Here is a 22,132-nt window from a genome sequence, read left to right as displayed (position 1 = left end):
AGCCCGGGTAAACGCCCATTTGTTCCAGCGATGCCGCGATTTACTGTATCGATACACTAAATCGATACAGTCGCGCGTTCTGTCTTGCCGCGCCCGACAAACTCGTCCGCGGTCAACGCGGCATCCAGGAGACAACACCATGCATTCCATTTCCCGGCGACGGTTCCTTCAGACTGCTTCGGCAGCTTCGCTTGCAGCCGCGGGCGCGGGGTTTCCCGCGATCGTGCGTGCGCAGCCCGCCGCCACGTTGCGGCTGTCGTCGTCCATGCCTCCCAACGAAAACGCCGCGCATTACGTGTGGTATCAAAACCTCGCTGCGAACCTGAAAGCGAGCGTCGGCGATCAGATCCGGATCGACTACTTCCCGAACAACCAGCTCGGCAAGGAAAGCGACGTGGTGCAGCAGGTGAAGGTCGGCGCCGTCGACATGATGGTCACCGGCTCGTCGATCTGGGCGACCGTGTTGCCGGAACTGGGCATGCTCGATCTGGGCTATGTGTTCGACAGCTTCGACCACGTCGGGCGCGCGATGGACGGCACCGTCGGCAAAACGTTCGACACGATGCTGCAACAGCGTGCGGGCTGCTCGGTCGTCACGTGGGGCTATTCGTTCGGCGCGCGCAACGTGTTCACGAAGAAGCCCACGCAATCGCTTGCCGACATCAAGGGCGTGAAGCTGCGCGTGCTGCCCACGCCCGCCTTCATGGAAACCTTCAAGCTGATGGGCGCAGTACCGACGCCCATTCCAATTGGCGAGTTGTACATGGCCGCGCAAACAGGCGTCGTCGATGGCTTCGAGCATGACTGCGCGACCGTGCTCGCGAGCAAGTATGACGAAGTGGTGAAGTCGTGCTGGCAGACGCAGCATGTGTTCAGCCCGCTCGTCGTCGCGATGGGCCGCCGCGCGCTGGCGAAGATTCCGGAAAATTTGCGCCCCGCGTTTCAGAAAGCGGCGCAAGACGCGACGGTGAAGCAGCGCGTCGTAGCCATCGAAACGGCTGCCCGCGCCGAGCAGGAGTTGAAAAAGCGCGGCATGACGTTCTATCCGATGTCGAAGGCCGACCGCGACACCGCGCGCGGCGAGATGCAGTCGCAGCTGTACGCGAGCTTCTCGAAGCAGTATCCCTCGACCGCGCCGCTCTTCAGCGCAATCGCCGCAGCGCGCGGCTAACGAGGCAGGCACACCATGACCACTTTCTCCGCGACGCCCGGGCCGGAAACGCAACTCGCCGCGCCGGGCTTCGGCCATGAGACCATGCTCGCGCGCGGCCTCGCCCGTCTCATGCGCTGGATCGAATACCTGTGCGCGGCGGTGCTCGCGGCCGATGTGCTCGTGGTGTTCCTCTCCGTGATCTACCGCTATTTCCTGCACGATCCTTTCGACTGGGCCGAGGAAGTCGCCGGCGCGCTGATGATCGTGCTGGTGTTCTTCGGCGCCGCCACGGTGCTTGCGCGCAGTCAGCACGTCGGCGTCGACCTGTTTCGCGGCATGCTGCCAAGGCGCTGGCAGCCCGCGCTCGTTCATGTGGGGCACTGGGTAATCGTTGGCGTCGCGGGCAATCTTTGCGTGTCGTCGTGCCTGCTGCTGGTCGATTCGTACGGTCAGATGACGCCGAGCGGCCTCCCCGCATGGATCAACGTGTATCCACTCGTCATTGGCAGCGTATTCATGACGATCTTCGCGCTCGCCAACGCGGTGAACGGCGCGCGCAAGACCGTGCTGGGGACATTGGTCGGCTGCCTGTTGCTCGCAGCGGCGGTGTTCGCGTGGAACGCCTCCGTGCCCACTCACGCGATCAAGCCCGGCTCGCTGCTGATAGCCGGCTTCGTCGGCGCACTGGTGCTCGGTGTGCCGATCGGATTCGTGCTCGCGTTCTCGGCGCTGCTGTATTTCCTCGCGGACCCGTCGCTGCCGATGCTCGTCTACTCGCAACAAGTAATGGCCGGCACCGACCATTTCGTGCTGCTCGCCATTCCGTTCTTCGTATTAGCCGGCCTGCTGATGGAAACCAATGGCATGTCGTCGCGACTGATCGAACTGCTGCTGCGAATATTCGGGCGCGTGCGCGGCGGCCTCGGGCTCATCACGATCATGGCAACGGCCTTCTTCTCCGGCGTGTCCGGTTCAAAGCTTGCGGATATCGCGGCCGTCGGCGGCGTCGTGATGCCAGCTGTGCGCCAGAGCAAGGAAGATCCGAACGAAGCCGCAGCGTTGCTCGCCTGCAGCGCCGTGATGGCCGAAACCATTCCGCCGTGCGTGAACATGATCATCATGGGCTTCGTCGCGAACATATCGATTGCAGGGCTGTTCCTCGCTGGCGTGGTACCCGCAGCCGTCCTTGCGGTGGCGTTGGCGATCGTCGCGGTGATTTTCGGGCGCCGCATCAATCTCGCCGATGCGCTCACCAATCCTCGCGCGTGGATGCCGCTGCTCGGCGGCGCGCTGGTCGCGCTCGTCATGATCACCATGATCGGCAAGGGTGTGACTTCGGGTATCGCGACGTCGACCGAAGTGTCCGCATTCGCCGTGGTCTATGCGCTTATCGTCGGCTGGCTGGCGTTTCGCGAGCTGACGCCGAAATCGGTTGCGCGGGTATTCGTGCGCTCGGCATCGATGGCGAGCAGCATTCTCTTCATCGTCGCGGCAGCATCCAGCGTGTCGTTCGCGCTGACCATCGAGCAGATCCCCGCGCTCGTCTCCGATTCGATGATCGCCTTCGCGCATCAATACGGTCCGACGATGTTCCTGCTGCTTTCCGTGCTGATCATGATCGTGTTCGGCGCGGTGCTGGAAGGCGCACCCGCGCTCATCATCTTCGGCCCACTGCTTACTCCGATCGCCACGCAACTCGGCATCAACCCGCTGCATTTCGGCACGGTGATCGTCGTCGCAATGGGCCTGGGTTTGTTCGCGCCGCCGGTCGGCCTGGGCCTCTTTGCGACCTGCGCCATCACCGGCACGGAAATGAAGGCTGTGGCGCGTCCTATGCTCAAATATCTGCTGGTGTTGTGCATTGCACTGGTGGTGCTGGTTCTGGTGCCATCCTTTTCGTTGTGGTTGCCGACCCGGCTCGGCCTGTAGCCGGCAGATGCAAAACCTTATGAGCACCATTCAGGATGTCGCCCGCGAGGCCGGTGTATCCGTGAGCACGGTATCCAACGTACTCAACGGCCGGACAGACCAGATGCGTCAGGAAACGCTCGCGCGCGTGCAGGCCGCGATGAGTTCGCTGCAATACCGGCCGAGCACGCTCGCGCGTCAGCTCAAGACGGGACAGACGCCGCTCATCGGACTGCTCGTGCCGTCCATCGCCAATCCGATGTACGGCTATATCGCACGCGAGGTCGAAACGTATGCACAGGAGCGCTACGGCTACCGTGTGATGATCGGCAACACATATCGCGATCCGGCGAAGGAAGCGTCGTTCTTCGAAGACCTGCTGTCGCAAGGCGTGCGGCGCGTGATCGTCATCTCGTCGCTTGCGAACGAGCGCCATCTGGAAACCGCCGTCGAACGCGGCATGGTTGTTGTCAGCTACGACCGCCGCGCGACCGAAGGTGAGACCACGCGCGTCGAACACGTCACGCCGGACAACTTCGAAGCAGCGCGCATCGCGACGCGCCATCTGATCGCGCACGGCCACGCGCGGCTCGCCTTTGCAACGTTGACCGGCGTGACGATGAGCCGCCGCGACAAGATCAACGGGTTCCTCTCGGCAGCACAGGAAGCGGGGCTATCAGGGGAGGCGCGCGTGCTCGACAGCGGCCCAGTGAACGAATACGGCGACTCGATGATCGCTGAGAACGGTCGCGCGCTCGCACGCCTGCTCTCGCAAGACGACGCGCGCCCGACCGGCATTGTCGCGGTCAATGACCTGATGGCGCTCGGCCTCATGGCAGGCCTGCGCGAGTGCGGACTGCGCGTGCCGGAAGACGTGTCGATCGTCGGCATGGACGGGCATTTCCTCGCGGCGATTTCAAACCCGGCGCTCACGACCGTGCAACTTCCCGTGCCGGCGATGGCCGCCGCGATGGTGGAGCGCGCGATGCGTCCGCACGACGAACCCATGCCTGCATCGGAGCAGGCGCTGTTCACGGATATCACGCTCGTGGAACGCGAATCGGTCGCGCGCCCGGGCAAAACCGCGGCGAAAGCGAAGCAAGCCAGAAAGACAGGATAAGGACATGAACAAGGTATTCGTGAGTCATCCCCGGCACATGCTGGATCATTACTTCGGCACGCGCGCCGCGGCGGCGCTGGCGAAGTTCGCCGACGTCACGTACAACCCCGAAGATCGCGAACTGACGCTCACTGAACTTGCCGACGCCGCGCGCGAGGCCGATGTCATCATCGCCTACCGGCAGACGCCGGCGCCGCGCGCGTTGTTCGAAGCGCTGCCGAAGCTGGCCGCCTTCGTGCGCTGCGCGGTGGATATCCGTACCGTCGATGTAGATGCGGCGAGCGAACTCGGCGTGCTTGTCACGCAGGCGAGCGCAGGCTTCATACCGGCCGTGTCCGAGTGGGTGATAGGCGCAATGCTCGATCTCGCGCGAGGGACCACCGCGTATGCAGAGGCGTACCACCGGCACGAATCGCCTGCTCCGAAGATGGGCCGCGAGTTGCGCGGCAGCACGTTCGGCGTGATCGGGTATGGGCAGATATCGCGCTACCTGTGCCCTCTCGCGTCGGCCTTCGGCATGCGCGTGATCGTGTCCGATCCGTATGCGACGATCGACGACACGCGCGTGCAGCAAGTCGGCCTGGACGATCTGCTCGCCGAGTCGGACTTCGTCGTCTGCCTTGCGCCCGCCACGCCGCAGACTGCGAACCTGATGAACGCGCAGGCCTTCGCGGCGATGAAAGCGGGCGCATACTTCATCAATGCGGCCCGCGGCGAACTGGTCGACGACGCCGCTCTGCTCGCCGCGCTGGAGCGTGGCCACCTGGCAGGATGCGCGCTCGACGTGGGCCGCGCGGCAGATCAGATGCCATCGCCTGAGTTGGCGGCCCATCCGCGCGTGATCGCGACGCCGCACATTGGCGGACTGACGCCGGGCGCCATCGAGCATCAATCGATGGAAACCGTCGCGCAAACCGAAGCACTGTTTCAGGGCCGCGTGCCTGCGGGCGCGGTGAATGCGGAGCACGCGCATCGCGTCTCGGGCTTTGCCATGCCGACGGACGCGCGATGACACGTCCAATCGACTTCGAAGGCGCATGCGATTGCCATATCCACGTGTACGAGGAAGGCTATCCGCTCGCGGCGAGCGCAACCTTCACGCCGCCGCCGGCACCTGCATCGGCATATCGCGAAGTGCAGCGCGGGCTCGGTTTGTCGCGCGCGATCGTCGTGCAACCGACGGGGTACGGCTTCGACAACCGCTGCACGCTCGCGGCCATCGCTCAGTTGGGCGACGGTGCGCGCGGCGTCGCAGTCGTGCCGTCCGATGTCAGCGATGACGAATTGCAGCGCCTGCACGATGCCGGCATACGTGGCGTGCGTTTCATGATGCTGTCGGGCGGCGTACTGCCGTGGAGTGTGCTCAGGGATATGTCGGCGCGCATCGCATCGCTGGGATGGAATATCAACCTGCAGCTCGATGGGCACACGTTGCCTGCTCATGAAGCGATGCTGGCGAGCTTGCCGTCGAATCTTGTTATCGATCATCTCGGCAAATTTCTCGCGCCCGTCACACCGGAAAGCGAAGGGTTCGCGTCGTTGTGCCGCCTGCTCGACGGTTCGCATTGCTGGATCAAGCTGTCCGCGCCCTATGAAAGCTCGCGCAACGGCTCGCCTGATTTCGACGACGTGTCGTGGCTCGTGCGCACGCTTTCAAGCCGATTTCCGGAGCGCGGCGTGTGGGCGTCGAATTGGCCGCATCCCAACGTCAAGCCCGTGCCCGACGACGCACGCATGCTCGACTGGACGATGCGGCTAACGGAAAGCGACGAAGTTCGCCGCAAGATGCTCGTCGATAATCCGGCTGACTTGTACGGGTTTTAGGCGAGTTCCAGACGCGCCGGGCGCATACATTTCGATTTGCAGTTCAGGATCCGATGAAACGAATATGCGAAAATACAGCACACCGTTTCCGGAGCAAGCATGGCAGAACTGCCCTATTCCGCTTCATCGGCAGCTGAGGTCGACTGCGCGCGAGAACCCATTCATATCCCAGGCGGCATTCAGCCGCACGGCTTTCTGTTCAGCATTGCCCCAGACGGAACGTTGTTGCAGGTCAGTGCCAATATCGCGAGCCTGACAGGCTCGCCCGCGGAGAACACACTGGGCGGCTCGATCGCGAGCATTCTCGGCGAAGAATGGGCGGCCCGCATCGTCAACGGGCTTGCCTCGCAGGTCGATGACGGCATCCCGCTTTACATCGGTTCGATGAGCGACCCGCGCGGTGAAGAGGCATCCGGGCGGCCCTCACCCTTCGCCGTTATCGTGCATCGCTACCAGGGTGTCGCGATCGTCGAACTCGAGCCGGCGCTGGGAACCGGCGACGTGTTTTCGTCGATGTATCCGCTCGTGCGCACATTCATCAACCGCCTTGAAGAGGCGAACAGTATCGAGTGTCTCGCGCAACTCGCCGCCGACGAAGTGCATCGCATCACCGGTTACGGCCGCACTCTGGTCTACAACTTCGACGAAGCCGGTATCGGTCACGTGATCGCAGAACACGTCGAACCGGGGTACGCGTCTTACATCGACCAGCACTTCCCTGGCTCGGACATTCCAGCACAGGCGCGTGCGCTGTATGTACGCAACCGCATCCGTTTGATCGCGGACGCCGGATATCAGCCCGCGCCGCTCGTGCCGTCCTTGCACCCGTCGACAGGCAAGCCCACCGATCTGACCTACGCTTCGCTGCGAAGCGTATCGCCTGTGCACGTGCAGTACATGAAGAACATGGACACGATGTCGTCCATGTCCATGTCTATCGTAGTTCGCGGAAAGCTGTGGGGCTTGATTTCCTGTCATCACGATAGCGGGCGCGTTCCGCCTTTCGAAGTACGCACCGCGTGCGAACACATTGCACAAGTGCTGTCGCTGCAGATCGAAGCGAAAGACGAACATGCCGAAGCCGCATACCGACTCGAATTGCGCCGCACCCTCACGCGGCTTCTCAGTGCAATGGCAGATGCTGACAGTTTTACCGACGCGCTCGTCAACGATCCCGGCGATTTCCTCGGACTGACCGCATCAGACGGCGCAGCCATCGTCGTTGACGGTCGAGTGCTGCTCATTGGCAGCACGCCATCCGAGGCGGACGTCGGGAGCCTCGTCGAATGGCTGGATACCAAGTCTCAGGAGACGTTCGAAACCGACGCACTAGCGTTCACCTGTCCGGTCGTGCCAGCCAATCCAGGTTATGCCGGCCTGCTGTCCGTATCGATTTCGACGTTGTTCCGGAATTATGTGCTGTGGTTCCGCAAGGAAGCCATTCAGACAATCAAATGGGCGGGCGATCCGCGAGAAAAGCTCGCAAGTCTTTCGCCTTCGCTGTCTCCGCGCAAGAGCTTCGACGTCTGGACGGACACGGTACGCGACCGATCGCTCGCATGGCGCCCTGCTGAACTGGAAATTGCTTCGGAATTCCGCACTGCCTTACTCGGCATCGTGCTGCGCCGGGCCGAAGAACTCGGGCAACTCGCGCACGAACTCGGACGTGCGAACGAGGAATTGCAAGGTTTCTCCTATACGGTATCGCACGATCTGCGGGCGCCTCTTCGGCACATCGCCAGCTTCGCGGATCTGCTGCGTCAGATGGAAAGCGGCGCGCTGTCCGAGCGCGGCCAACACTTTCTCGAGCGGATCATTTCATCGGCGAAATTTGGCGGCGAGCTGGTAGACGACCTGCTGGCGTTTTCGCAGATGAGCCGCACGGCGCTGCGTCCGCAACTGATCGACGTGAAGGAACTGGTCGACTCCCTGATTGCCGACGAACTCAAGCACGCGTCCGAGCGCAACATCACGTGGCACGTGGGCGACCTCGGACAGATTACGGCCGACCCTGTGCTGATTCATGTCGTGCTGCGCAATCTGATCGAGAACGCCGTCAAGTTCACCGCGACGCGCGATGCCGCTGTAATCGAAATCGGCCGTTACGCAGGGGAAGATGCACTAGCCGGCCACGACGTGTTCTTCGTGAAAGACAACGGTGTCGGTTTCGACATGCTCTACGTCGGCAAACTTTTCGAAGTCTTCCAGCGCCTGCATCGCATGGAAGAATTTAGCGGAACCGGTATCGGCCTCGCGACCGTGAAGCGGATCGTCGAACGTCATGGCGGTGAGGCGTGGGCGGTCGGCGAAGTGGACAAAGGGGCAACCGTGACATTCTCACTGCCCCGTTCGCTTGCGGCTGTTGCAACGGGGAACGAAGAATCGCCGGCAGTCTCCGCGGCACGCCCAGACAACTTGCTGGCGCACAACCGGACGCGGTCTGATCGGAGAGCTGAAACGAAGATGAAAGGAGAATGAACGCGTGCTAAAACCAATTTTGCTGGTTGAAGACAATCCCAACGACATCGAACTGACGCTGATCGCGCTGGAGAAAACGCGGCTTGCGAATCCGGTCGTGTCGTTGCGCGACGGAGAAGAGGCGTTGCAATACCTTCGCCGTGAGGGACAGTGGGCGGACCGAGGTGCGGAGATTCCGGCGGTCATTCTGCTGGACAAGAAGTTGCCGAAGGTGGACGGTCACGAGGTGCTAAAAACCGTACGCGCCGACGAAGATCTCAGGCGCATTCCGGTGGTGATGCTTACCTCATCGCGCGAAGAAAGCGATCTGCTGCGCAGCTACGATCTGGGCGTGAACGCCTACGTGGTGAAGCCCGTTCAGTTCGAAGACTTCATGGACGCCATCAAAGACCTTGGCGTGTTCTGGGCCGTACTCAACGAACCGCCGCCTCTTCCGCGCTGACGCATACCTCGCCCGCAAGCGTGTCATTCACTCACCCTCAATGCCGTGGCTGACCGTGCGGTTCACACACGCTGCCCATGGCGAGTCAAAGAGGCGCTGCACGGCTTAGCGATACACAGGCAGGCGGACACGGAAAGTGGCGCCATGCCCGAGGCCGGCGCTTTCGGCGAAGATCGTGCCGTTATGCAGGTCGACCAGGTTATTCACCAGCCACAAGCCTAAGCCGAGCCCGGCAACGCGTCCGGAACCATTGCCGGCGAACTGCTGGAAGCGTTCGAAAATCTGCTTGAGCGAATTTTCATCCAGGCCCACGCCGGTATCGCGCACCGCGAGTTCGACATGTTCTGCACCGGTTGTGACGGATAGCTGGATGAATCCGGTCGGACAAAACTTCAGCGCGTTCGACAACAGGTTCCACACAACCTGCTTCATGCGGCTTTCATCGGCGAGCACGGTGACCGATGCGAGATCGTCAGCGACGAGACGCAAGCCTTTTGCCTCGACGTCCATACGCATGTCTTCCGCGACGTTGCCCGCGAGCGCACCCAGATCGACCGGGCTCAGATTGACCGACAGCTTGCCCGTAACAATGGCACCGCTATCGAGCAGATCGTCGACCATATGCGCAAGTTGCCGCGCATTGCGGCTGATAACGCCAGCCGCGCGCGGCGCCACCTGCGAAGCGTCTTTCGTGCGCTCGAGCAAATGAGTCCAGGATACGATCGCGGCGAGCGGCGAGCGCAATTCATGACTGACTGTCGTGACGAAATGGTCCATCGCCGTGGCGAGGCGCTCGCTCTCCTCACGCGCCCGCTTCTCCGACAACGCGATTTGCTGCTGCTCCAGCTCTGCTTCTTTTCGGGTCGTGATGTCGAGGGTAAATCCAATGACTGAATTGAGCGCGCCATCGGGCAGGAATCGCCCCACGCCGCGCACCAGAATCCAGCGGATCGAACCAGTCGCCCAGCCGACTCGGAAATCCACTTCGAAATGCTCACGGCTGGCGAAGGCGCGATTCATTTCATCGCGCAAACGCACACTGTCTTCCGGATGCGCGATCTCGCCGAAGAGTCGCTGCTCAGTCAGCACCGAACTGTGCGACAGACCCAGGTTCGCCTTGCACTGATCCGTGCAGTCGATGAGCCGCGTGCGCGGGTCCAACTCCCACGCACCGAGTTGTGAGAACGCAAGCGCGAGTTGAAAGCGTTCTTCGTTCTCGCGCAACTGCTCTTTTGCTTCCTTGGCCAACAGTAGACGCAACTGCGCCTGCGAACGAAGCTTCGCGCGCTCGCGCTGATTTCGCTCGTATTCGTCGACACGGTCGGTGACTTCGCTCACGCGCAAAGCGATATCGCCGCCTCTTTGCGTCGAGTCCAGCAAGGACGCCTTGATCTTCCAGTAACGTGGCGCAAGCTGCGCGGAAGAGCCATCCGGATCTGAAGCAGCGGCGCGCGCCGCATCCTGAGCGCGCCGTGGACTTTCGTAGCGGAACAACGCCGACCATTTCGGCTCGCCAGGCGCGAGGTCGAGCAGCACGCTATCCAGCCACGAGCGCCGGGCCTCGCGCTGCTCCTGGGGACCGAACTGGTTGACCTCGTATATCGATTTGCCCAACAGGTCACTCGACGATTGGCTCACCAGTTCGCAGTAGCGTGCATTGGCAAGCTGTATTTCGTAATGCCGGTTGAGAATCAGATAAGCCTCGGGTAGCAGGTCGAAAACCGACGCCGCGTCGAGCGGGTGCGACGGCGCTGGACCGTCCTCTTGGAAGCGATTCATTACGTGTGCCGCCCGCGGTTATTCGCCGCCCGCGAAGGTGGCCATGGCGGGACGCGGCACGAGTTCGATGAGGTGGTCAAACGCGTCGCAGGCGCCGCGGCACGCTTCTTCGATACTGGCTTGAGTTTGCATATCGACGTCGGCGCACATTGCGCGAACGAACGCCGCCCAACGCACACCGAGTGCCTCGCGGCCCGCCTTGAGGTATCCGAGAGGATGAGGCGCGAGCCGTTCTTTCAGGCGTTCGTATAAAACCGCGCCGCCCAACTGCGAACCTTCGATCACATAGCACACGCCCCAACGATAAGCGGCGCTCTCGCTGCCGCTCCAGTGACATGTACTACTTACTTCCTGGGCACCAGTGCGATCTTCCAGTTTTACCGATGCGTGGGCCAGATCCATGTCGATCAACGCGACCCGATTACGGGCTGGGAGCAGCGCCGGTGCCTGAGGCCCATCGCTGAAATGCGCTAACCAGGCTTCGAGTTGTACGAGCCATTCGCGAAGAATGACCAGATGCGCGACGTAATCGCCGAGCGCGACACTGTCGACCGACAGCGGCATCAGGAGGTGAGTCGACTCGTGGCGTTGCGAGGTTGCTGCACGCAATGCGGTGAGCACCTTGTGCGGGCCACTAGCTGTACCTGTGGGCTGGCGGGCGATGTCGGATTTTTGGGTCAACGTGCTGGCGAAAACTGGAAATGGCTGAAGCGAATGACGGGAGGAGGCTTGACGAGACGCTGCGTGCGATGGGCGCCGCGCAGGAAACGCGTGCCATTGCAACTGGGCGTATCGCATCAAATGATCAGTTGGAAGAGGGGCTAATGTCAAGCACGCAAAGCGCGCATCGGAGCCAAACGCTCGAATGAAACGCGTGATCGAAACCGAACCGCATGCTGCGCATCTTGAGACGATTGCGCAATTTGTTGAGCGCGCCCAGCGTTCTGCGTTTGCGGGCGCGGTTCTACAGTACGTCATCGATCGCGCGAAGCCGGAACAGTCTAGCGCGACGCAACTCCTGGAGGATCGGTGATGGACACCAATCGTGGCTCAGTACCCGTTGCATTCTTCGGTATCGCGGTGGGCGCCCTCGCGCTCGCCAATCTGTGGCGCGTGGCGATCAGGCTGTGGCACTTGCCCGCCGCCATTGGAACCTTGACGACGGTAGCCGCGTTAGTCGTGTGGCTCGCCATTCTCGTCGCCTACGGGCTGAAGTGGCTGACACGCACTGCCGAGGCTCGCGAGGAAATGCAGCATCCGGTGCAGTCGTCTTTCGCGGCGCTTGCGCCCGTATCGAGCATGCTGGCCGCGCAGCTTCTGCAGCCGCACGCATATCGCCTCGCACTCGCGCTGTTCGGTGTGGCCGTGGTCGCGCAACTGGCACTCGGCGTGTATCTGCATGGACGACTCTGGCAAGGCGGACGCAAGCCGGAACTCGTTACGCCGGCCATTTACCTGCCGACCGTGGCGCCGAGTTTCGTTGCGGGCACGGCGGCGGCGGCCTTCGGTTTTCATCAGCTGGGCGGGTTGTTCTTCGGTGCGGGCTTGCTGTCCTGGCTTGCCATCGAATCGCTGATTCTGCATCGTGCAGCCGTGCATGAACCGCTGCCTGAAGCACTGCGTCCCACGCTCGGCATTCAGCTCGCGCCGCCGGTGGTGGGTGGTGTGACTTACCTTGGCTTGACGAGCGGCACGCCCGATCTGTTCGCGCTGATCCTGCTCGGATATGGGGTTTATCAAGGACTGTTGCTGTTGCGGTTGCTGCCGTGGATTCGTCAACAGGCGTTCGTGCCTGGTTACTGGGCCTTCAGCTTCGGTGTGGCCGCTTTACCGACGATGGCGCTGCGTATGGTCGAACGAGGCACGGCAGGAGCCGTTGAATGGGCTGCACCGGCTCTGTTCATCCTGGCCAACGTGATCATCGCGATTCTGGCCTTCAAGACGCTTGCGTTGCTGGTGCGGGGCAAGCTGATTCCGCCGGCCGCGGCGCCAGTTGCAGGCGCTCAATCGGCACGGCAAACACCGGCGGAACTGCGAGTGACGCGGGCGAGCTAGCCCGCGGCGATGCCCCGCTGCCGACGTGCCGGCGCCCCACACCGTTGCAATCGGACGACATGACTGCAAAAAGTCAGCGTCCGTTTAATTTGGTCGAAATATGATTGCGCCCGCGCCCACGAACGCGCTATGCCCGCGGGCCACCGACCATACACGGGGGCTCGCTCGATAAACAAGCACACGGAGATTCCGGTGAATAAAAGTATTACGAGCGCCATCGGCGGCGCACTTCTGGCCATCGCTGCGCAATCCGCTTTTGCGCAAAGCTCGGTCACGCTGTACGGCATCGTCGATACCAGCATCCGCTACCTGACCAATGCGAATGCAAAGAACGACAGCGAAGTCGCAATGGGCGTCGGCCCGATCACCGGCAGCCGCTGGGGCCTGAAAGGGAACGAGGATCTGGGCGGCGGTCTATCCGCGGTCTTCCGGCTCGAGAACGGCTTCAATCTCTGGAACGGTCAGCTCGCGAGCTCCGGCACGCTCTTCAACCGGATGGCTTATGTCGGCTTGTCCAGCAACAAGTACGGCACGGTCACGTTCGGCCGCCAGAACACGCCGCTGTTCGATCAGCTCGGCAACGTGTACGACCCGCTGACGGTTGGCAACTACGACCAGGATGGATGGCTGCCGGGCGCGCTCGGCTATGGTCTGCGTCAGAACAACTCGGTTAAGTACAGCGGCCAGTTCGGCGGTTTGAATGTCGAAGCCATGTACGGCTTCGGCGGCGTGGCAGGCAGCACCGGCGCGAACAACATGTATGGCCTGACGGCGTCGTACACGTACGGCGGCCTTTCGCTCGACGCGGGCTACCAGCAGAACAGCGACGCGAGCAACCGCAAGTTCAACGTAGTCAACGTGAGCGCGGTCTACGCATTCAGCACGGTCAAGGCGTACGCCGGCTGGCTGCACGCGCAGGACAACACCGGCATGGTCGATCTCTTCATGGCGGCGGCGAACTCGCCGGCAGCAGGCTGGACGACGCCGGTGACCAACACCAATCGCATCGACGACGGCTTCTATCTCGGCACCACGTGGCAGGTCACACCGCCGCTGCTGCTGACCGCCGCGGCGTATTACGACCACTCGCGCAATGCGCTGAACGCGGATCAAACCACGCTGAGCCGCGGCACCCGCTACTCGGGCGTGCTGCTCGCCGAGTACTCGCTGTCCAAGCGCACTGAAGTGTATGGAACGGTCGACTTCATTCGCGGCACCGGTGCGGCAACCGCCGACTTCCCGGGCCGTAATAACCAGACCGGCGTTGCCGTGGGCCTGCGCAACATCTTCTGACGCCCCGGTTCGCTTCCGGCGGACCAGTGAAGCCCGGCACGGCTGCTCATGTACCGGGTTTCACTGCCTGCATGATGGCGGCGACGCGAACACTCAACCCTTCGCCAGAAACTGCAAAAGCTCCTCGATGGCCACGGGCTTCGAGAAAAAATGGCTAAACCCGGCCTCGGCTGCTTCGGTTCGAAACGGCGCAGTCGAATAGCCGCTCAAAGCGATCAGCTTCAGCGATCCCAACGCGGGCCTGGCGAGCAATGCCTTCGCCACGTCGAATCCCGACATATCGGGCAGGCCGAGGTCCACCAGGCCCACCGTCGCCGGGAAGGTCTCAGCGAGTTGCAGCGCCGACGCACCGTCGTATGCGACTTTGCACTGGTGCCCATGCATGTCGAGCAGCGCAGCGAGGGCATCGGCCGAATCGCGGTTGTCGTCTACCACCAGCACGTTGTGCTCGACGTTCGCCCACGGCGTTTCGGCGTGAGTTGAAGGTGCGTCGCTGGTCACCTCTTCGTGGACGATCGGCAGCGACACGACAACGCGCGTTCCCTTGCCGGGACCGTCGCTGTACGCCTTCACCGATCCACCGTGATCGTTCACGAGCCGCTCCACGACCGTCAGCCCGATGCCGAGTCCGGCATCCTGCCTGCCGATACCAATCGTCGCCTGCGCGAAGAGATCGAACACGTGCGGCAGCATGTCGGGATCGATACCGATGCCGCGATCCGTAATCGCAATCGTCACCTCGCTGTCCGTGTTCGTGACCGTAATCGCGATGGTGTCGGGCTGTGGCGTGTATCGCGCCGCGTTGTGGATGATGTTGTTGAACACCTGCTTGAGCCGCGCGATATCGACGCGAACCGAAGCAAGCTCCGCCGGATAGTCGATCCTTACTGTATGGCCGCGCCGTTTGATTTCGGCCTGAGCCATCTCGATCCCGCCTTCGATAAGCGAATCGACACGCACCACCTCGGTCTGCAGTTCGACCTTACCGCGCGTAAGCCGTGAGACGTCGAGCAGATCTTCGACCATCCGCGACAGTTGCGCAGTTTGCCGTGCAATCACAGCGAACGTGTGGCCGGACTCGCCCGTCCCAGCACGCGCCTCCAGTTCTAACGACAACGATATGGCTGCCAATGGATTTCGCAGTTCGTGCGCCAGCATGGCGAGAAACTCGTTCTTGCGGAGATCGGCATCCTCAAGTTCAGCGCGCTTGCGACGAAGCTCTTCAAGCGCGAGAAGCATTTCGCGATTTTGCTGCTCGAGTTCTTCAACCGGCGTCTGAGGTTTGCGCTGAGTAAGTTGGCCGACGAGCGTGCCGAGCGCGCGCATGGAAAGACGTGCGGTGCCCCGAGGCAGGAACATCTCGAGCGTTACGGTCGTGCCTTTGCCCGCTTGCGACTGCACAAAGAAGCCATCCGCCATGCGTTGACTGCCCGGAATACCCACTCCGGTGGCGCCAGGCCGACCGCTGGGATCGACCAGCAACGCATCGAGATTGGGAATGCCCGGCCCGTTGTCGCTGATTTGCGCGACCACGCACTGGGTCTCCGCTGCGTCGGTGGCGTCGCCGACGAAAAAGGTCAGCATGCCGCCGCCGGCAAACTGCACCGCGTTGCGCGCAATTTCGGAGACGGCCGTAATAAAGCGCGTGCGTTGCAGATTGTCGAGGCCGAACAGTTCGCCGATCTGACGCGAACGGTCGCGCACCGTGACGAGGCTCAGGTTGGAACTGACGGGCGTCGCGAGGATTCTGTGTCGCATGTCAAACCGCCTTGACGACAACTACAGTCGCGTCGTCCGCGTCGCGGGCGAAATCGCGATGCAGCACGCTGGCGATCAGGCTCGGGTGCCGGTGCGTCAAACCGGGATGGCGGTTCAGATTCCAACGTGTGGAGAGGCCGTCCGTGGTGGCAATGAACACACTGCCCGGAACCCAACGGGCTTCCCCCGGGCGGACAGCGCGCACGTTGTAGCCGACCGTGCCGTCCATGGAAAGCAGGTGCTGCGCGCTCTCGCCGGTATGAACGACACTCACGATATTACCGATGCCCGCAAACGACAGAACAGCGCTCACAGGCTCGAATTTCGCAATCGCCATGACTGCGCCGCGCGTCGCCTTGATGCCGGAATGAACGTCGCGCATCACGTCTGCGGGTAGACCAACCGGATCGGCTGCCATGAAAACGTCGACGGCACGACGCGACGCCTCTGCCGCGAGCGGCCCATGCCCGAGGCCGTCGAGCAAGGCCACCCACATGCTGTCCGCCAAATGGCGCACGGCCCATGCGTCGCCGTTGACGTCCTGGCCGAGTTTCGGCGTGGACCTCGCGCCGACCTGAAAGCGCGAAAGCTTTGCGGCTGGTTTATCGGCCACCCGCGCGAACAAAGCCGTGCCGTTACCGGTGACCGAATAAATGTCGAACAGCACCGAATGACGGGCGATCGTTCCGAGACCGGCGCCGAGGCTGCCGCCCGTCGAGAAGCCGTCGGAACATGCGGCGCCGAGGTTGGCGATACCCGGACCGCGGTCGAGTGCGACCACGTCGAGACCGCCCGCGCCGCCGTCAGCACTCTTCAACACGATCTCGCCATGGCCCGCGTACTTGAGGATGTTGGTGGCCGCTTCGGTGACGATCAGCGCGGCGTCTGCCTGCGATTTTTCGGGCAGGCCGAGCGATTGCGCCATCTGAACCGCACGCCTGCGCGCGTCTGCCACGCCGCTCTTGTCGGCGAGGGTTAGCGTCGTTTCCATTGAATGATGCTCACTTTGGTCCCCACGCCTACTGTCGACGTAATGTCGAACTCATTGACGAGCCGTCGTGCACCGCCTAATCCAAGCCCCATGCTTTTGGCGGTGCTGAACCCGTCCTGAAGCGCCCGCTCGATGTCCGGAATACCCGGCCCCGTGTCTTCGAAAACGAGCTTGATGCCAATACGGCCGTCGCGCTGGACTTCGGAGATGGTGAGTTTGCCTCCCCGGCCATGCACAAGCGTATTACGCGCAAGTTCGCTCGCCGCCGTAACGAACTTGGTTCGATCGAGCGTGCCGAAGGCGAGCCGCGTTGCCCACTCCTGAACCGTCTTGCGTGCAAGGTTCACCTGATCGGCCGTTCGAACCTCGAGGACGGATTCGCTTAAGGTAACGATGAGGGGTCTCCCGCGTCTTCGAGCGACCTGCGCAGCAAGGCCATTCCCTTGTCTACGTCGAGCGCCGTGCGGATACCGTGCAGCGACATGCCCAGTTCGACCAGCGTAATAGCTACAGCAGGCCGCATGCCCACCAGCACGGTGGTGGCGTCCATTACCCGCGCCATCGCTGCGATGTGCCCGAGCGTACGGCCAATGAAAGAATCGACGATCTCCAGTGCGGAGATGTCGATCAACACGCCCTTTGCATGCGTACGCTCGATCCGTGACGTCAAATCGTCCTGCAAGCTCATCACCAGTTCGTCATGCAGCTCTACCTGAATCGAGACGAGCAGGAATTCGCCGAGCTTGAGGACAGGGATCTGCTCCATCTCAGTGGTCCTGCTTGGCGGTAGCGAGTTTCGTCACCGTCATGCCCACTCGTCGCAAAGCGATTTTTAGCGCTTCGGCGAGCGTTGCCTTCGTGACGACGTCACCGAGATCGACGCCAAGGTGGACGATAGTTTGCGCGATCTGCGGACGAATTCCGCTGATGATGCACTCCGCGCCCATCAGCCGGGCGGCCGCAACGGTCTTGAGCAGATGCTGCGCGACCAGCGTGTCGACGGTCGGCACGCCGGTGATGTCGATGATCGAGATCGCCGCCTCGTTTTCGACGATGGAGTCGAGCAGGCTCTCCATGACGACCTGGGTACGCTCGCTGTCGAGCGTGCCGATTAGCGGCAGCGCGACGATGGAGTCCCACAGGCGCACCACTGGCGTGGTGAGATCCAGCAATTCTTGCTGCTGGCGCTCGATGATCTGCTGGCGGCTCGCCTGATACGCTTCAATGGTGATAAGGCCCAAGCTGTCGAGAGTTTGAGTCAGCTTCCACAACTCGTCGCCGAGCGCTTCCAGGTTTTTGCCGAGCGACTTGCGCAGCGCTTCGAACAGCGGCTTCTTCAGCGAAAAAATGAAAGTGGCAGTTTCTACCGGGGAGAAGCCCTGAATCACGCGTTCCCGGGACAATGCGGTCAGATGTGCGCGGACAGGTTCCCATGCCTCTCCGGACAACTGTTCGTCGTAGCTGCTTTTGACAGCGCTTGCAAATAGCGCGAGAAATGCACGCGATGAGTCGCGCACATTAGCTTCCGAGATGACACCCTGGCGGACGCCGCCAGATATCTGCCCTGCTACCCACGCTTTCAAAACGGCTTCTTCATTTTTCTCAAGTATGGTTGCCAAGTCATTTTGTTCGCTCAAAGTCCGCTCCTGTATTGGTGTCGTTTGGACAGAGCGACATCATACCTGTGGGTTGACGGTTCCGTTACATTCAGCTCTTCCAATATGTTGGGCGAGCCCACACAACGTTGCTGACGGTCAACGAATTTATTGTCCTGCCAGGCGGGCAAGTTCCCCCGTCCCGCCGACACGGCATGCCCCTTGCGGCCTCAAACGTTGCGGCGCTGCATGACGTGGCGCCGGTTCACCTCGCCGGTCGATGCCAGAGATTCTTCCGACACAAGCAGCCACGTGCCGCGCATGGTCGCCGTGCTACATCTTCCAGGCGTCCCTTCCTAACTGAACGTCCGCTTCTCCCGGAGGCAACTGATGGACATGCCCGAATCGGCCAAATCCAAGTCGCAATCCGCTGATCGCGCGGACACGTCTGATGCAAACAATGCGTCCGACGAATTGCGCGTCACTGCCGTGCAAGAACAACTGCAGGTCGACGTCGACAGAATCGAGACTGGTTCAGTCCGGGTCCGCAAGGTCATTCAGGAGGAGACGAAGCCGGTTTCCGTGACCCTGCGCGAGGAGCACGTTGAAGTTCGGCGCGTGCCGGTCAATCGGCCGGTCGATGAGCGCTACGCGCCGCGGCAGGAAGGCGACACGCTCATCATTCCGGTCTTCGAGTACGTGCCGGTAGTAAAAATGCAACTCGTGTTGAAGGAAGAGGTGCACGTAACGACCGTCGAATCACAGCATGAAGCAGTTCGTGAATTCATTTTGAAGTCCGAAGAATTAGTCATTGAGCGCCGCGAAGGCACGGATGGCGAGTGGAAACCCGAAACGGACACCGAGTAGCGCGTTCTGGGAACGGTCGTTGCGCGACAGGCGGGACGCGTTCCACTTGGACTTGCGTAGGCCTGGTTCAATCTTTTGGGAGATCTGCAATGACTCACACTATCATCGGTGTATTCGATTCATTCGCGCAGGCGGAAGCCGCGAAAAGCCGCCTGGAAACTGAAGGCGTTCCGGCTGCGAATATGGCCGTGCATGCTCAGGACGCAGGGCTCGACGCGTCCACCACAACCGATACGGGCCTCGGGACAACACCGGTTTCCTCGACAGACGCCACTGTCCACGAGCACGAAGGCGCGATGGGACGCATCGAACATTTTTTCAAGCGGCTCTTCGGTGACGACGACCGTCCGGAAGAAGCCGACCACTATCAGGAAGCCGTGCGTCGCGGCGGTGCATTGCTGTCTGTGGATGTGGATGACGAATCGTCTGTGGAGAGAATGCAAGAAGCGTTGTACGCCGCGGGCGCCGTCGACATCGATTCGCGCGTTGCACAATGGCGCGGCGCGGGCTACACCGGATACGACCGCAACGCGCCCGCCTACACGAGCGACGAAATAGCGGCCGAACGCAAGGCATTTCCAGTCGTACAGGAGTCGCTCGAAGTCGGCAAACGCGAAGTCTCGACGGGAGGCGTACGTGTTTATTCGCGCGTCACCGAAACGCCCGTGAGCGAAGCGGTGACCTTGCGCGAGGAGCACGCCACAATAGAACGGCGAGCGGTGGACCGCCCGGCGACTACCGCCGACCTGACCGAGAGTTCTGTCGAGGTTCGCGAAACTGCGGAGCAGGCCGTGGTCGCAAAGACAGCTAGAGTCGTTGAGGAAGTGGTGGTGGGCAAAGAGTCGAGCAGTCGCACTGAAACTGTCAACGACACAGTCCGCGGTACCGAAGTCGAAGTTGAGCGGGTGGAAGGAACCGACAAGACCACGCGGCTCGATGAAGTTGGGAAGAAGCCAATCTAAGTTCAATGAACGGTGAGGCCGGTTGCGAAACAGAGGGTTCGAACCGGCCTTGACTGCTTCACTTCTTGATCTTGCTTCGCACAGTCGAGACGTCGCGCGTTGCAACCGGCCGTGCCTCGTTACCCCACGCAGTGCGCACGAAGCTCAAGACCCTGGCGATCTCTCTGTCGGTGAACTGATTCCTGAACGCCGGCATCTCGCGATGTATTGGTCCATTCTCCGTCTGCGGACTGGTGCCGCCCTCAAGAACGAGCCGGATCAGCGAAGACGTGTCCGGCGCGAGCACTGCCGGATTGCCTGCCAGCGCCGGAAATTTGTGTGGTTCCCCACGCCCGTCGGCTTGATGACACTTTGCGCAAAACGACATGTAGAGTCCGGCCCCGGGGCGCTCCACCTCACCCGCCTTCAACGACACAGCCGTCTCCTGTAACTTCTGCGTGTTCTGCATGTAAGTACCGGAACTCTGCCGCGCGGGGAGGCTCTTCAGATATCGAGCGACGGCGTTCAGGTCGTCGTCGCTGAAATATTGCCCGCTGTCCTCGACCACTTCCACCATGCTGCCGAACGTGACGACGTGCACATCCACGCCGTGGCCGGACTTGAGAAACGAGGCGATGTCGCGCGGCGATAGACGCCCTAGTCCGGAACCGGGGTCCCCGGTGAGGTTAGGCGCGAACCAGTGATCGTTCGTGCCGCCTGTCAGGTATAGCTTCGACGATTCGTCGTAGCCGCGCTCCTCGAACCCGGGGCCACGAGGCGTGTGACACGCGCCGCAGTGGCCGAGCGATTGCACGATGTAGGCGCCTCGATTCCATAGCGCGTCGCGTTTGCCGTCCGGAATGAAGCGCTCGTGCTGCACGAATGCGAAATCCCAGAAGGCGAGGCCCCAGCGCTGACTGAACGGGAACGGCAATTTCGTTTCGGGCGGGCGGTGCGCAACCGGCTGCACGCCATGCATGAAATACGCGTAGAGGGCGTGCATATCCGAGTCGTTGATCTTCGTGAACGACGCATATGGCATGGCCGGGTAAAGCCGCTTGCCGCCGGGCGCCACGCCGTCGCGCAGCGCGCGCTCGAAGTCGGCATAGCTGTAGCGGCCGATTCCGGTTTGCGGGTCGGGCGTGATGTTAGTCGAATAGATGGTGCCGAACGGCGAGCCCATCGGGAGGCCGCCGGCGAACGGCGCGCCCTGCTTCGGCACCGTATGGCAGCCGGCGCAGTCGCCAAGCTTCGCGAGATAGGCGCCACGTGAAATCAGCGCGGGGTCGGACAGTGCAACGGCATCGTCAACGCTTGGCGAATCCGATTGCGCCAGGCTGTGCGCGCACAGCGCTGCCACCATCGTCATGGCGAGCGTCAGCGCGAAAGCAGTGAACGCGGCGCGCGGCCGAACCCGTTTCATGTCAGTCATCGCCACGCGCTGCACGGTGAGACGAGCAGTACGGCCAATCCTGCCGTGACCAGGCCGACGAGAAAGAGCACACTGAGTATGAGCCCTGCCATCGCGAGAAAACGGGTTCTTCCCGCTGTTGTGTCGGACACGGAAACAGCAGGGTCAGGGCGCGCTATGCGCCAGCTTCGCCAGGCCACCCACACACCCGCGATACCCACCAGCAGCGCGACGATACTCATCGCGTTCAACGCCGGCATGAGCCACGACCATTGAGGCGCGGGTAGCGCACGCCGATGCGGGTAACACGCCTGGGCGGCAAGCGTCTCGCCAACTTCCGTCTGCAACCCCCATGCTGCGGCCGCGCCCAACAGACCGAACAGCATCATCAGCGCCCCGCCGCGCCGTGGGTAGGGATTGAGACGGTCGGACCTGCGGCCGGCGTCTTGCCGCGCGGTCGCCGGGTCCGGCTCGCCTGGCGGCTTCTGATAAAGCTCTGCGGCTAACATCATCGCGC

General features: G+C 62.1%; 21 protein-coding genes. 12 read left to right on the top strand and 9 right to left on the bottom strand.

Translation table 11 applies throughout. From position 1 onward, the window contains the following. Window positions 1-139: 139 nt before the first annotated feature. The 7 genes from ACTJLB_RS16675 to ACTJLB_RS16645 all read left to right on the top strand — a co-directional run bounded on the left by ACTJLB_RS16675 (window position 140) and on the right by ACTJLB_RS16645 (window position 8,925). The gene (locus ACTJLB_RS16675) at window positions 140-1,171 is read left to right on the top strand and encodes a TRAP transporter substrate-binding protein (RefSeq protein ID WP_087751992.1); all 1,032 of its coding nucleotides are present in this window, start codon (window positions 140-142) and stop codon (window positions 1,169-1,171) included. Window positions 1,172-1,186: 15 nt separating this feature from the next. Beyond that, window positions 1,187-3,082 carry a TRAP transporter large permease gene (locus tag ACTJLB_RS16670; RefSeq protein ID WP_392393984.1) on the top strand — a complete coding sequence of 632 codons (1,896 nt, stop codon included), beginning with the start codon at window positions 1,187-1,189 and terminating at the stop codon, window positions 3,080-3,082. Between the two features lie 19 nt (window positions 3,083-3,101). Continuing rightward, a complete protein-coding gene (locus tag ACTJLB_RS16665; RefSeq protein WP_440783895.1) occupies window positions 3,102-4,181 on the top strand; it encodes a LacI family DNA-binding transcriptional regulator in 1,080 nt (359 codons plus the stop codon). 4 nt (window positions 4,182-4,185) lie between these two features. After that, the gene (locus ACTJLB_RS16660; protein WP_440783894.1) at window positions 4,186-5,193 is read left to right on the top strand and encodes a hydroxyacid dehydrogenase; all 1,008 of its coding nucleotides are present in this window, start codon (window positions 4,186-4,188) and stop codon (window positions 5,191-5,193) included. Continuing rightward, a complete protein-coding gene (locus tag ACTJLB_RS16655; protein WP_440783893.1) occupies window positions 5,190-6,005 on the top strand; it encodes an amidohydrolase family protein in 816 nt (271 codons plus the stop codon). Before ACTJLB_RS16660 ends, ACTJLB_RS16655 begins: the two co-directional genes overlap by 4 nt. 99 nt (window positions 6,006-6,104) lie before the next feature. Beyond that, a complete protein-coding gene (locus ACTJLB_RS16650) occupies window positions 6,105-8,483 on the top strand; it encodes an ATP-binding protein (RefSeq protein WP_440783892.1) in 2,379 nt (792 codons plus the stop codon). A 4-nt stretch (window positions 8,484-8,487) separates the two neighbouring features. Continuing rightward, the gene (locus ACTJLB_RS16645) at window positions 8,488-8,925 is read left to right on the top strand and encodes a response regulator (protein WP_027804429.1); all 438 of its coding nucleotides are present in this window, start codon (window positions 8,488-8,490) and stop codon (window positions 8,923-8,925) included. Between the two features lie 105 nt (window positions 8,926-9,030). Here the strand turns inward: ACTJLB_RS16645 and ACTJLB_RS16640 are convergent, their stop codons facing one another. Then, window positions 9,031-10,704 (bottom strand): ATP-binding protein, encoded by a 1,674-nt coding sequence (locus ACTJLB_RS16640; protein WP_204521969.1) that lies wholly within the window; start codon window positions 10,702-10,704, stop codon window positions 9,031-9,033. A gap of 18 nt (window positions 10,705-10,722) precedes the next feature. Then, window positions 10,723-11,385: a biliverdin-producing heme oxygenase gene (locus ACTJLB_RS16635; RefSeq protein WP_227471184.1), complete on the bottom strand. Its 663-nt coding sequence runs from the start codon at window positions 11,383-11,385 to the stop codon at window positions 10,723-10,725. Between the two features lie 184 nt (window positions 11,386-11,569). On the opposite strand from ACTJLB_RS16635, the gene ACTJLB_RS16630 reads away from it, so the two are divergent. From ACTJLB_RS16630 to ACTJLB_RS16620, 3 genes are all read left to right on the top strand, one after another. Then, a complete protein-coding gene (locus ACTJLB_RS16630) occupies window positions 11,570-11,737 on the top strand; it encodes a hypothetical protein (protein ID WP_440783891.1) in 168 nt (55 codons plus the stop codon). Then, window positions 11,737-12,759: a dicarboxylate transporter/tellurite-resistance protein TehA gene (tehA, locus tag ACTJLB_RS16625; protein WP_440783890.1), complete on the top strand. Its 1,023-nt coding sequence runs from the start codon at window positions 11,737-11,739 to the stop codon at window positions 12,757-12,759. The genes ACTJLB_RS16630 and tehA overlap by 1 nt, the downstream gene beginning before the upstream one ends. A gap of 192 nt (window positions 12,760-12,951) precedes the next feature. Continuing rightward, complete coding sequence (locus ACTJLB_RS16620) at window positions 12,952-14,052, top strand: porin (RefSeq protein WP_440783889.1); 1,101 nt, start codon at window positions 12,952-12,954, stop codon at window positions 14,050-14,052. A gap of 93 nt (window positions 14,053-14,145) precedes the next feature. On the opposite strand, the gene ACTJLB_RS16615 is transcribed toward ACTJLB_RS16620, so the two are convergent. From ACTJLB_RS16615 to ACTJLB_RS16595, 5 genes are read right to left on the bottom strand one after another with little or no spacing between them, the layout of a single operon-like run. Then, a complete protein-coding gene (locus ACTJLB_RS16615) occupies window positions 14,146-15,810 on the bottom strand; it encodes an ATP-binding response regulator (protein WP_392393992.1) in 1,665 nt (554 codons plus the stop codon). Between the two features lies 1 nt (window position 15,811). After that, window positions 15,812-16,801 carry an ATP-binding protein gene (locus tag ACTJLB_RS16610; RefSeq protein ID WP_440783888.1) on the bottom strand — a complete coding sequence of 330 codons (990 nt, stop codon included), beginning with the start codon at window positions 16,799-16,801 and terminating at the stop codon, window positions 15,812-15,814. Continuing rightward, window positions 16,786-17,148: an anti-sigma regulatory factor gene (locus ACTJLB_RS16605; protein WP_020066791.1), complete on the bottom strand. Its 363-nt coding sequence runs from the start codon at window positions 17,146-17,148 to the stop codon at window positions 16,786-16,788. Before ACTJLB_RS16605 ends, ACTJLB_RS16610 begins: the two co-directional genes overlap by 16 nt. 35 nt (window positions 17,149-17,183) lie before the next feature. Then, window positions 17,184-17,567, bottom strand: coding sequence for an STAS domain-containing protein (locus ACTJLB_RS16600; RefSeq protein WP_020066792.1), 384 nt, complete (start codon window positions 17,565-17,567; stop codon window positions 17,184-17,186). A 1-nt stretch (window position 17,568) separates the two neighbouring features. Further along, the gene (locus tag ACTJLB_RS16595) at window positions 17,569-18,438 is read right to left on the bottom strand and encodes an STAS domain-containing protein (RefSeq protein WP_440783887.1); all 870 of its coding nucleotides are present in this window, start codon (window positions 18,436-18,438) and stop codon (window positions 17,569-17,571) included. A 348-nt stretch (window positions 18,439-18,786) separates the two neighbouring features. Between ACTJLB_RS16595 and ACTJLB_RS16590 the strand changes: the two genes are divergently transcribed. Both ACTJLB_RS16590 and ACTJLB_RS16585 read left to right on the top strand, forming a co-directional pair. Continuing rightward, the gene (locus tag ACTJLB_RS16590; protein WP_088174109.1) at window positions 18,787-19,263 is read left to right on the top strand and encodes a YsnF/AvaK domain-containing protein; all 477 of its coding nucleotides are present in this window, start codon (window positions 18,787-18,789) and stop codon (window positions 19,261-19,263) included. An 89-nt stretch (window positions 19,264-19,352) separates the two neighbouring features. Further along, the gene (locus ACTJLB_RS16585) at window positions 19,353-20,225 is read left to right on the top strand and encodes a YsnF/AvaK domain-containing protein (protein WP_440783886.1); all 873 of its coding nucleotides are present in this window, start codon (window positions 19,353-19,355) and stop codon (window positions 20,223-20,225) included. A gap of 58 nt (window positions 20,226-20,283) precedes the next feature. Here the strand turns inward: ACTJLB_RS16585 and ACTJLB_RS16580 are convergent, their stop codons facing one another. Both ACTJLB_RS16580 and ACTJLB_RS16575 read right to left on the bottom strand, forming a co-directional pair. After that, window positions 20,284-21,627 (bottom strand): c-type cytochrome, encoded by a 1,344-nt coding sequence (locus tag ACTJLB_RS16580; protein ID WP_440783885.1) that lies wholly within the window; start codon window positions 21,625-21,627, stop codon window positions 20,284-20,286. A gap of 5 nt (window positions 21,628-21,632) precedes the next feature. After that, window positions 21,633-22,127 (bottom strand): hypothetical protein, encoded by a 495-nt coding sequence (locus ACTJLB_RS16575; RefSeq protein ID WP_440783884.1) that lies wholly within the window; start codon window positions 22,125-22,127, stop codon window positions 21,633-21,635. Between the last annotated feature and the right edge of the window lie 5 nt (window positions 22,128-22,132).

This window comes from Paraburkholderia sp. 22098, assembly GCF_052045935.1.
Classification (GTDB): domain Bacteria; phylum Pseudomonadota; class Gammaproteobacteria; order Burkholderiales; family Burkholderiaceae; genus Paraburkholderia; species Paraburkholderia caledonica.
Note: the sequence above shows the minus strand (reverse complement) of the source record. Positions and strands in the feature narration are given on the sequence as shown.

Coding starts and splice junctions, on each gene's coding strand:
- ACTJLB_RS16630 (WP_440783891.1), top strand. CDS start 11,570: ATGAAACGCGTGATCGAAACCGAACCGCATGCTGCGCATCTTGAGACG.
- ACTJLB_RS16615 (WP_392393992.1), bottom strand. CDS start 15,810: ATGCGACACAGAATCCTCGCGACGCCCGTCAGTTCCAACCTGAGCCTC.
- ACTJLB_RS16660 (WP_440783894.1), top strand. CDS start 4,186: ATGAACAAGGTATTCGTGAGTCATCCCCGGCACATGCTGGATCATTAC.
- ACTJLB_RS16600 (WP_020066792.1), bottom strand. CDS start 17,567: ATGGAGCAGATCCCTGTCCTCAAGCTCGGCGAATTCCTGCTCGTCTCG.
- ACTJLB_RS16575 (WP_440783884.1), bottom strand. CDS start 22,127: ATGATGTTAGCCGCAGAGCTTTATCAGAAGCCGCCAGGCGAGCCGGAC.
- ACTJLB_RS16665 (WP_440783895.1), top strand. CDS start 3,102: ATGAGCACCATTCAGGATGTCGCCCGCGAGGCCGGTGTATCCGTGAGC.
- ACTJLB_RS16590 (WP_088174109.1), top strand. CDS start 18,787: ATGGACATGCCCGAATCGGCCAAATCCAAGTCGCAATCCGCTGATCGC.
- ACTJLB_RS16670 (WP_392393984.1), top strand. CDS start 1,187: ATGACCACTTTCTCCGCGACGCCCGGGCCGGAAACGCAACTCGCCGCG.
- ACTJLB_RS16650 (WP_440783892.1), top strand. CDS start 6,105: ATGGCAGAACTGCCCTATTCCGCTTCATCGGCAGCTGAGGTCGACTGC.
- ACTJLB_RS16610 (WP_440783888.1), bottom strand. CDS start 16,801: ATGGAAACGACGCTAACCCTCGCCGACAAGAGCGGCGTGGCAGACGCG.
- ACTJLB_RS16640 (WP_204521969.1), bottom strand. CDS start 10,704: ATGAATCGCTTCCAAGAGGACGGTCCAGCGCCGTCGCACCCGCTCGAC.
- ACTJLB_RS16675 (WP_087751992.1), top strand. CDS start 140: ATGCATTCCATTTCCCGGCGACGGTTCCTTCAGACTGCTTCGGCAGCT.
- tehA (WP_440783890.1), top strand. CDS start 11,737: ATGGACACCAATCGTGGCTCAGTACCCGTTGCATTCTTCGGTATCGCG.
- ACTJLB_RS16585 (WP_440783886.1), top strand. CDS start 19,353: ATGACTCACACTATCATCGGTGTATTCGATTCATTCGCGCAGGCGGAA.
- ACTJLB_RS16655 (WP_440783893.1), top strand. CDS start 5,190: ATGACACGTCCAATCGACTTCGAAGGCGCATGCGATTGCCATATCCAC.
- ACTJLB_RS16580 (WP_440783885.1), bottom strand. CDS start 21,627: ATGAAACGGGTTCGGCCGCGCGCCGCGTTCACTGCTTTCGCGCTGACG.